Below are 9,522 nucleotides of genomic sequence, written 5' to 3' on the forward strand. Positions count from 1 at the left end.
GGCAAAGCGGCCCCTGTTCAGCCTAGATTAAGACAGAAATTGCTATCATCGCCGCCCTGACCACCGCGAAACCACCCGCATGCCCGACTCAGCCCCCTGCCCGTCCCAGGCCTTGCCCGACAGTTTCTTCGACCGCGACGCCCAGGCGCTGGCCAAAGCCTTGCTGGGCAAGGTCATCCGTCACCGCCACGGCTCCTACTGGCTGTCGGCGCGGATCATCGAGACCGAGGCCTATTACCTGAGCGATAAGGGCAGTCATGCGTCGCTGGGCTACACGGAAAAGCGCAAGGCGCTGTTCCTCGATGGCGGGCACATCTACATGTATTACGCCCGTGGCGGCGACTCGCTGAACTTCAGCGCCCATGGCCCGGGGAATGCCGTGCTGATCAAGTCGGCCTATCCCTTTGTCGACGCCATCTGCGACGACAACGGCCTGGCACAGATGCAACTGAACAACCCCGACGCCAGCGGCCAACCCCGCCCAATCGAGCGTCTGTGTGCCGGGCAGACGCTACTCTGCAAGGCATTGGGCCTGAAGGTGCCGCACTGGGATGGCAAACGCTTCGACCCTGAACAGCTGTTCGTCGAGGATTGCGGTATTAATGTGAAACACATTATCCAGACCTCGCGCCTAGGCATTCCCACTGGCCGCGACGAACATCTGCCGTTTCGTTTCGTCGACGCCGACTTTGCCCGCCACTGCACACGGAACCCGCTGCGCCGGGGTCAAGTCGAAGGCCGGGACTACTTTTTACTGACACAAGGAAACTGACACGATGGGCCAATGGCTCGACAGCCTTACCGGTTGGCTAGGCGCCAACCCGCAATGGCTTGGCTTGGCGATTTTTCTGGTGGCCTGCGTGGAGTGCCTGGCCATCGCCGGGATCATCGTGCCGGGTACCGTGCTGCTGTTCGGCGTGGCCGTGCTGGCCGGCAGCGGCGCCCTGTCACTCGGCGAAACCCTGCTGCTAGGGTTCCTCGGCGGCCTGCTGGGTGACGCCATCTCCTACACCCTGGGGCGCAAGTTTCATCAGAACATCCGTCGTTTGCCGCTGTTACGTCACCATCCGGAATGGATCGGCGGCGCCGAGACCTATTTCCAGCGCTACGGCATCGCCAGCCTGCTGGTCGGTCGCTTCATCGGCCCGCTGCGGCCTATGTTGCCGATGGTCGCGGGCATGTTCGACATGCCCCTGCCACGCTTTATCGCCGTCAGTCTGCTGGCCGGTGCCGGCTGGTCGGTCGCCTACCTGCTGCCCGGCTGGGCTACGGGTGCGGCGATGCGTTTGCCGCTTCCCGAAGGTTTCTGGCTGGATGCCGGGCTGATTTCCGCAGGCCTGGCACTGCTGCTCGGTGTCAGCATCAACTGCAGCTTGCGCAGCCTGCGTGGCGGCACCCGGATAATCGCCCTGCTCAGTCTGGTGGCGTTGGCCGCGCTATTTCTCGGCTGGCCGTATCTGCATGAGTTCGACCAGGGCTTGATGACGCTGATCCAGGAACATCGCAGCAATGTCATCGATGGCACCGTGGTACTGATCACGCGCATGGGTGATTTTCGTACCCAGCTCTTCCTCGGCGGCTTGCTGACCGGCCTGTTGCTGCTGGCACGTCAATGGCGCCCGGCGATCTTTGCCGGCGCCACACTGATCGGTACCGCCCTGGCCAATGGCAGCCTGAAATGGCTGTTCGCCCGCGCCCGCCCGGAAGTCCTCACCGACCCCTTGACCACCTACAGCATGCCCAGCGGGCATAGCTCGGCAGCCTTCGCGTTTTTCCTGGTGCTGGCGGTACTGGCTGGTCGTGGCCAGCCGGCGCGCATGCGCCTGACCTGGATCTTGCTGGGCTGTTTGCCGGCACTGGCGATTGCGCTATCGCGGGTCTACCTGGGTGCCCATTGGCCAACCGACATCCTGGCTGGTGCCATGCTCGCCTGCTGTATCTGTGCCACCAGCCTGACCGTGATCCAGCGCCGCGAACCACTGACCGCCCTGCCGTTGAAGGTCTGGTGGTTGATTCTGCCGGCCTGCGTGGCCTTGCTAACCTTCTTCAGCCTGCATTCGCTGCCCCACGCACTGCTGCGCTACCAGTACTGAGGCGTTAGGCGAACAGCTCGCCCTGCAACCGATCGAGCAGCGCCTGGATTGCATCCAGGCGTTGTTTGGGTGAATCGATGGCCAGCAGGTCGAGCTTGTCCTCCTCGACAAAAGGCAACAAGTAGGCCAACTGATTGGCCAACCCCTGTTGGCCACTGACTATCACCGGCATGCCCAAAGCTTCAACCATCGGATGCTCGCCCAGGGCTTGCAGCAGCGCCAGCAAGTCGTGGTGGTCATCCTCCAGCGGCACATCCTCCTGCTCAGCCAGCCAGGACACATCAGCCACGAGCAACTGGTCCTTTTGCACTTCAAAAGGACCGACGCGAAAACGCCGGGTACCCTCGACCCGAATACCGAGCAGCCCGTTGTCCTGCTGCTGAAAGTCACGAATCACGGCTTCGCAACCGATTTGCGCAAACCCGGTTGGCGCGCTGCCAACTTGCTGGCCTTCAAGAATGCACACCACACCGAAGCCGCCGCCCTGCTTCATGATCCGGCCGATCATGTCCAGATAGCGCGCCTCGAATATCTGCAAATCGAGGAAGCAGCCTGGGAACAACACGGTATTGAGCGGGAACAGGGGTAACGTCATTGCAACTCCTCAAGCAACCAGGCTGACCGCCAGCGGCAGGAACACCGCCGTGGCGACCCCCATCAGGCTCATCGCCAGGGCCGCGAAGGCCCCGCATTCATCACTTTCCTGCAGGGCCACCGACGTACCTACGGCGTGAGCGGTTACGCCCAGGGCCATGCCGCGCGCTTCCGGGCTGTGTACGCCACAACGGGACAATAGCCCCGGGCCGAAGATCGCCCCAATCACTCCAGTGATCAGCACGAAGACTGCCGCCAGGGCCGCCACGCCGCCGATCTGTTCAGCCACCAGCATGGCAATCGGCGAAGTCACCGACTTGGGCGCCATGGTCATCAGGATCATATGCTCGGCGCCAAACCACCAGCCCAGCAACAGACAAGCGCCCGTCGCCACGACCCCTCCGATTACCAGCGTAGTAAAGGTCGGCCAGAACAGCTGGCGAATGCGCCGCAGATTGAGATAAAGCGGCACCGCCAGCGCCACGGTTGCCGGCCCCAGGAGGATGCTCATGATCTCGGTACTTTTACGGTACTCGCTGTAAGTCAGGCCACAAGCGAGCAGTACGCCAATGACCACGAGCATCGACACCAGCACCGGCTGGAGGAAAATCCAGCGGGTTTTCTCATAGGCCGCCAGCACCAGCTGGTACGCCCCCAGGGTAATGCCGATACCGAACAGCGGGTGATGAATGACCGCGTCCAGCGCGCCACTCCAGTCCAGACTCATGGCTGCTCCTCGCGCTTGATCTGACGGGCGATGAGCTTTTGCATCAAGACCCCGACAAAGGCCAGGGTGATCAACGCCGAGATCACCAGGGCACCGACAATGGCCCAGAAGTCCGCGGCGATATCCGCGGCATAGACCATCACGCCCACCGCCGGCGGCACCAGCAGCAAGGGCAGGTAGCGCAACAGGCTATTGGCCGCCTCGCTCAACGGCGCGCCGACTTCGCCGCGCACCATGAGGAACACCAGCAGCAGCAACAGACCGATGATCGGCCCGGGCAAGATGGGCACAAACAGATGATTGATCGCCGTCCCAAGCAATTGAAACAACACCAGCCAGGTCAAACCACGCAACAGCATAACTATCTCCTTCAGGCCTGGCGGCCATTATAAGCACGCTAACGACTTGCCTATAACCTGATATTCGCCGAAAAGATGGCGACTTGACCGCTTTGTGCAGGCGTGCTGATCTTAGTCTTTCGAATCTGCCGAAATCATAAGAAAACCAAAAATCACCTGGAGAGTCACAATGCCCTTTGTACCTGTTGCCGAGCTTTCGCAGTACGTTGGAAAGGAACTGGGACGTTCCGAATGGCTGACCATCGATCAAGCACGCATCAACCTGTTTGCCGAAGCCACAGGCGACTTTCAGTTCATCCATGTCGACCCAGTGAAGGCGGCGAAAACGCCATTTGGCAGCACCATCGCTCATGGCTTTCTGACCCTGTCACTGATCCCCAAGCTGATGGAAGACATCCTGGTCCTGCCTGAAGGCCTGAAGATGGTCGTCAACTATGGCCTGGACAGTGTGCGTTTCATCCAGCCGGTAAAAGTCGACAGCAAAGTCCGCCTCAAAGTCGACCTGAGCGAAGCCTTCGAGAAAAAGCCCGGCCAATGGCTGCTCAAATTCACCGCCACCCTGGAAATCGAAGGCCAGGAAAAGCCCGCCTACATTGCCGAGCCGCTGACACTCTGCTTCGTCTGAAACAGCCCACGACTGAAACAGCCGCTGCGGCTGTTTCAGCCAGTGCATTGTGCGGCATACTCGGGGCCTCAACCGCCCGGACCCCGTCATGCGCCCACTCGTTCCGCTTGCCCTGACCCTGCTGCTCACCGCCTGTGGTGATGGCGAACCCCTGTCGCCACCCGACGCTCGCCTGCCCGACGGCGGTCGCTATCGGGGCCAGGTGGTCGATGGCCTGCTGCAAGGCGAAGGCCGCATCGACTACCCCAACGGCAGCTGGTATGCCGGCAACTTCCAGGGTGGCCAATGGCACGGCCAAGGTGAATGGCATGGCAGCAACGGCGAGGTCTACCGTGGTCAGTTCCAGCAGGGACTGTTCCACGGTCAAGGCACCCTGAAGACGCCGGGCAGCAGCTATACCGGAAGCTTCAAACTGGGCCGCCGCGATGGCGAGGGCACCCTGAAAGAAAGCGGCCTGCTGTACCGCGGCCAGTTCAAAGATGACCAATACAGTGGCGCAGGACACCTGGAGCTTGCCGACGGCAGTCAGTACCAAGGCCTGTTCGCCCGTGGCAAACCCAATGGCGAAGGCATTCGCAGCGACGCCAGCGGCAACCAGTTCAGCGGTCGCTTCGTCAACGGCCAGCTGGAAGGCAGCGGCACCTTCAACAGTGCCGAAGGCGACCAGTACATCGGTGCCTTTCGCGACAACCGCCTCGAAGGCCGTGGCCGTTATGAAAGCACCGACGGCGATGTGTGGATCGGCCAGTTCAAGGACGGCACGCTCAATGGCAAAGGTGAACTGATCGGCGCCGACGGCAGCCACTACCAGGGCAACTTCCACGACTGGCGCTTCTCCGGCAAGGGCCGCCTGCAGTTGGCTGACGGCAGCCTCTACGTCGGCGGCTTCGACAACGATACCTATCACGGCCAAGGCCGCTTGACCTTGAGCGATGGCAGCAGCCAGAGCGGCTACTGGGTCAACGGCCAGCGCGTACGCGACGAACAGGGCCGCCTGCTACCCGACCCGTTGGAACTGGCCTTGCTCAATCAAGGACACCTGCTGGAGCAGGCGCTGGCCAAGGTGCCGGCATCGACACCAGATATCGAACTGTACAGCCTGGCCCTGGCCGGCGACGGCAAGCAAAGCGTGTTTCTGCGTGAGGCCGACTATGTCAGCAACCTGCTCAAGAGCCGCTTTGGAGCCGTGGGCCAGGTCAATCTGGTCAACCATCGCGACCACCTGGATGACCGCCCGCTGGCGACCCGCGAAAACCTCGCCAGAGCCGCACGCAGGTTGGCCGAACGCAGCGGTCCCGAAGACCTGGTATTCATCTACCTGACCAGTCATGGCAGTGCTGAACACGAACTGGTGCTCGACGTGCCGCGCATGCAACTGGCCGACCTGCCCGCCGATGCCCTTGCCAATTCCCTGGCGCCATTGAAAGACCGCGACAAGGTCATTGTCATCTCGGCCTGTTACTCGGGGGGATACATCGACGCGCTCAAGGACAACAAAACGCTGATCATGACCGCCGCGCGCGCCGACCGCGTATCGTTTGGCTGTTCTGAAGAGGCCGACTTCACCTATTTCGGCGACGCGCTGTTCGCCCAGGCCCTGAACCAGACCGACGATCTGCGTCAGGCGTTTGAGCTGGCCAAAGCCAGTGTTGCCGAGCGAGAGGCGGCGGAAGGTTTTGATCCCTCCGAGCCGCAGATCTGGGCGCCCAGCGAGGTCTTGGCACACTGGCAGCGACTGCGCCAACAACAGGCACGCAAAGCGTTGCAGAGCAATGCGAGCAACTCGACAGTGCATGCAAAAAATGCTGGCAACCACTAAGCTGAGTGTAACAAGGGAGAGACATCATGTACTTGACGCCTCAGCACATCCTGCTTGCCGGAGCCACCGGTCTCACCGGTGAACATCTACTCGATCGGCTGCTCAGCGAGCCGACCGTCAGCCGAGTATTGGCCCCCACCCGCCGCCCCTTGGCTAAACACCCACATCTGGAAAACCCGATCGCTGACGACCCGGCAGTGTTCCTGCCGCAACTGGCGGGTCGTGTCGATATCGCTTTCTGCTGCCTGGGCACCACCATCAAACAGGCCGGCTCCGAACCTGCCTTTCGCGCCGTCGACCTGGATATGGTCGTGGCGTTCGGCAAGCGTGCGCGGGAAATGGGCGCACGCCATCTGCTGGTGGTCAGCGCGCTGGGCGCCGACCGCAGATCGCCGATTTTCTACAACCGGGTCAAGGGTGAGATGGAATACGCGCTGAAGGCCCAGGATTGGCCGCAACTGACTATTGTCCGGCCCTCCCTGCTATTGGGTGATCGGGCGGAGCCACGCCTGGCCGAACGCCTGGCCGGACCTTTGTCGAAGCTGATTCCTGGCAAATACCGCGGGATTGAAGCATGCCAGCTGGCGCGGGCGCTGTGGCGTCTGGCGCTGGAAGAGCAGGACGGGGTTCGTATTGTCGAGTCCGACGAACTGCGCAAGCTTGGGAAATAATCGCGGGGCAAGTCGGGTCGCCGCACCGCCGCTCCCACAGGGACAACTGTGGGAGCGGGCTTGCCCCGCGATAAATTCACCCGTTACAACCCACCAGTAGCCTGGAACCCCACGCCCAAAGCGGTCAACACCGACAAGGGCAACAACAAGGTATCCAGCAAGGCACTCCCCGGTAGATCCAGCCCCGGGTAGTGCGGCGCCTCGACACCGAAACGGTCCATGGCGCAACAACCACCCTGCAAGGCATACAAATCCAGACGCGTCCCGCTATACACCAGCGGCGCCCCCGGCTTGGCCGCATCCAGCGTGCGCACGGTGGCGCAGCCGCTAACCAGCAACACCAGCAGGACTACGCCAAGCAGTCGCTTCATTCATCTGCGCCGAAGTGATGCTCGCCCCAACGTGGCAGCATGTCCTGGGGGATATCCAACTGATTGAGAATCCGCGCCACGACGAAATCGATCAGATCATCAATGGTCTGCGGCTGATGATAGAACCCAGGTGCCGCCGGCAGGATCACCGCGCCCATGTTCGACAGCTTGAGCATGTTCTCGAGGTGAATGCTCGAAAATGGCGCTTCACGCGGCACCAGGATCAATTGCCGGCGCTCTTTGAGGGTGACATCGGCAGCGCGCTCGATCAGGTTGTTGCAGGCACCGGTGGCAATCGCCGAGAGCGTACCGGTGGAACACGGCACCACCACCATTGCCGCCGGCGCGCCGGAGCCAGAGGCTACCGGCGACATCCAGTCTTCCTTGCCATACACACGAATCTGCCCGGCGGCAGCGCCGGTGTACTCGGTCAAAAACGCCTGCATCGCCTGAGGCTTGGCCGGAAGCACCACATCGGTCTCGGTCGACATCACCAATTGCGCCGCCTTGGAGATCAGAAAATGCACCTCGCGGTCCTCGCGTACCAGGCAATCGAGCAGGCGCAGACCATACTGCGCCCCCGACGCCCCGGTCATCGCCAGGGTGATGCGCTCCGGCCCGCTCATTTCAGCGCCTCGGCCAGCTTGCCGTGCAGCCCGCCAAAGCCGCCGTTGCTCATGATCACCACCTGGGTGCCGGGCTTGGCCTGGCTTTTCACCCGCTCAATAATCGCTTCAAGGCTGTCGGCGACCACGGCCGGTACCTTGCATTCGGCAGCGGTGGCCGCCAGGTCCCAGCCGAGGTTAGGCGGTGCGTACCAGATCACCTGATCGGCGTCGTTGACGCTTTCTGGCAGGCCATCACGGTGAGCACCCAGCTTCATCGAGTTGGAACGCGGCTCGATCACAGCAATCAGTGGCGCATCGCCGATGCGCTTGCGCAGGCCGTCAAGGGTCGTGGCAATAGCGGTCGGGTGATGCGCGAAGTCGTCATAGATGGTCACGCCCTGCACTTCCGCGACTTTCTCCATACGCCGTTTGACGCTTTTGAATGCGCTCAGCGCGGCAATACCCATGGCAGGTACCACGCCAACATGGCGAGCGGCGGCCAAGGTAGCCAAGGCGTTGGCGACGTTATGCTGACCGGTCAGCTCCCATTCGACCACGCCCTGAGGTTCGCCTTCGAAGCTGACTTCGAAATGTGAACCGTCGGCGCTGAGCAGCTTGACCTGCCACTGCCCGCCTTCGCCTGTGGTTTGCACCGGCGTCCAGCAGCCCATCTTGATCACGCGTTCAAGGGCCGGCTCGGTAGTCGGATGAATCACCAGGCCTTCGCTCGGAATTGTCCGCACCAAGTGGTGGAACTGCCGCTCGATGGCTGCCAGATCAGGAAAAATGTCCGCATGATCAAACTCAAGGTTATTGAGGATCGCAGTGCGCGGACGGTAGTGCACGAACTTCGAACGCTTGTCGAAGAAGGCGCTGTCGTATTCATCGGCTTCGACCACGAAGAACGGCGTGCCGCCCAGACGGGCCGACACCGCAAAGTTCTGCGGCACACCACCGATCAGGAAGCCCGGGCTCATGCCGGCATGCTCCAGCACCCAGGCCAGCATGCTGCTGCTGGTGGTTTTGCCGTGGGTGCCGGCGACGGCCAATACCCAGCGCCCTTGCAGAACGTGATCGGCCAGCCACTGCGGGCCCGATACATAAGGCAGGCCCTTGTTGAGCACGTACTCGACCGCAGGGTTACCCCGCGACAAGGCGTTGCCGATCACCACCAGATCCGGCGCCGGATCCAGCTGGGCGGCGTCATAACCCTGGGTCAGCTCGATGCCCTGGGCTTCAAGCTGAGTGCTCATGGGCGGATAGACATTGGCGTCGGAGCCCGTGACCCGGTGCCCGAGTTCTTTGGCCAGCACCGCCAGAGAACCCATGAAAGTGCCGCAGATACCAAGAATGTGAATGTGCATTATCGACCTCGCAAAACGTCGAGGCAGGGTAGCCTAGCGCGTAGGAATTCGCACCCTGTGTTGCGCTCAAAGGCTACGGGCGATGCCATGTTTGCGAAGTTTTCGATACAAGGTGTTGCGGCTAACCCCCAACTGCGCGGCGACATGGGTCATGTGCCAGCGCTGTTCTTCAAGGGCGGCCAGCAAAGCACTGCGCTCCGCATCCATCAATGGGGCCACCGGTGGGAGCGGGCTTGCCCCGCGATTGCGGTCTGTCTGAAACACCGCATCGCGGGGCAAGCCCGCTCCCAC

12 protein-coding genes are annotated in these 9,522 nt (G+C 61.9%); 5 read left to right on the forward strand and 7 right to left on the reverse strand.

The window, feature by feature from the left end; all coding sequences use genetic code 11:
• The first annotated feature begins 79 nt into the window (after positions 1-79).
• Entirely contained in the window at positions 80-772 is a 693-nt protein-coding gene (locus ACO6VD_RS18920) for a DNA-3-methyladenine glycosylase (protein WP_422421239.1), read from the forward strand.
• A 4-nt stretch (positions 773-776) separates the two neighbouring features.
• Positions 777-2,093, forward strand: coding sequence for a bifunctional DedA family/phosphatase PAP2 family protein (locus tag ACO6VD_RS18925; RefSeq protein ID WP_422421240.1), 1,317 nt, complete (start codon positions 777-779; stop codon positions 2,091-2,093).
• Positions 2,094-2,097: 4 nt separating this feature from the next.
• On the opposite strand, the gene ACO6VD_RS18930 is transcribed toward ACO6VD_RS18925, so the two are convergent.
• The 3 genes from ACO6VD_RS18930 to ACO6VD_RS18940 are packed head-to-tail and all read right to left on the reverse strand — an operon-like array spanning position 2,098 to position 3,773.
• Entirely contained in the window at positions 2,098-2,688 is a 591-nt protein-coding gene (locus ACO6VD_RS18930; protein ID WP_422421242.1) for an LON peptidase substrate-binding domain-containing protein, read from the reverse strand.
• A gap of 9 nt (positions 2,689-2,697) precedes the next feature.
• Positions 2,698-3,408: an LrgB family protein gene (locus ACO6VD_RS18935; protein ID WP_422421262.1), complete on the reverse strand. Its 711-nt coding sequence runs from the start codon at positions 3,406-3,408 to the stop codon at positions 2,698-2,700.
• A gap of 2 nt (positions 3,409-3,410) precedes the next feature.
• A complete protein-coding gene (locus ACO6VD_RS18940; protein WP_422421244.1) occupies positions 3,411-3,773 on the reverse strand; it encodes a CidA/LrgA family protein in 363 nt (120 codons plus the stop codon).
• Positions 3,774-3,942: 169 nt separating this feature from the next.
• Here ACO6VD_RS18940 and ACO6VD_RS18945 point away from each other — a divergent pair, with 169 nt between their 5' ends.
• The 3 genes from ACO6VD_RS18945 (at position 3,943) to ACO6VD_RS18955 (ending at position 6,888) form a co-directional block, all read left to right on the forward strand.
• Positions 3,943-4,398: a MaoC family dehydratase gene (locus ACO6VD_RS18945; RefSeq protein ID WP_422421246.1), complete on the forward strand. Its 456-nt coding sequence runs from the start codon at positions 3,943-3,945 to the stop codon at positions 4,396-4,398.
• Between the two features lie 88 nt (positions 4,399-4,486).
• Positions 4,487-6,217 carry a C13 family peptidase gene (locus tag ACO6VD_RS18950; protein ID WP_422421248.1) on the forward strand — a complete coding sequence of 577 codons (1,731 nt, stop codon included), beginning with the start codon at positions 4,487-4,489 and terminating at the stop codon, positions 6,215-6,217.
• A 26-nt stretch (positions 6,218-6,243) separates the two neighbouring features.
• Complete coding sequence (locus ACO6VD_RS18955) at positions 6,244-6,888, forward strand: oxidoreductase (protein ID WP_422421250.1); 645 nt, start codon at positions 6,244-6,246, stop codon at positions 6,886-6,888.
• Between the two features lie 83 nt (positions 6,889-6,971).
• Here ACO6VD_RS18955 and ACO6VD_RS18960 read toward each other — a convergent pair whose 3' ends face one another.
• The 4 genes from ACO6VD_RS18960 to ACO6VD_RS18975 all read right to left on the reverse strand — a co-directional run.
• Positions 6,972-7,259, reverse strand: coding sequence for a YceK/YidQ family lipoprotein (locus ACO6VD_RS18960; RefSeq protein ID WP_422421252.1), 288 nt, complete (start codon positions 7,257-7,259; stop codon positions 6,972-6,974).
• Positions 7,256-7,885, reverse strand: coding sequence for a flavin prenyltransferase UbiX (gene ubiX, locus ACO6VD_RS18965; protein ID WP_422421254.1), 630 nt, complete (start codon positions 7,883-7,885; stop codon positions 7,256-7,258). The genes ACO6VD_RS18960 and ubiX overlap by 4 nt, the downstream gene beginning before the upstream one ends.
• A complete protein-coding gene (gene mpl, locus ACO6VD_RS18970) occupies positions 7,882-9,231 on the reverse strand; it encodes a UDP-N-acetylmuramate:L-alanyl-gamma-D-glutamyl-meso-diaminopimelate ligase (protein ID WP_422421256.1) in 1,350 nt (449 codons plus the stop codon). The genes ubiX and mpl overlap by 4 nt, the downstream gene beginning before the upstream one ends.
• 66 nt (positions 9,232-9,297) lie before the next feature.
• On the reverse strand, positions 9,298-9,522 hold a 225-nt coding region (locus ACO6VD_RS18975), incomplete at its 5' end, for a helix-turn-helix domain-containing protein (protein ID WP_422421258.1).

The organism is Pseudomonas sp. GZD-222 (genome assembly GCF_049310525.1).
In the GTDB taxonomy this organism is placed as follows: Bacteria; Pseudomonadota; Gammaproteobacteria; order Pseudomonadales; family Pseudomonadaceae; genus Aquipseudomonas.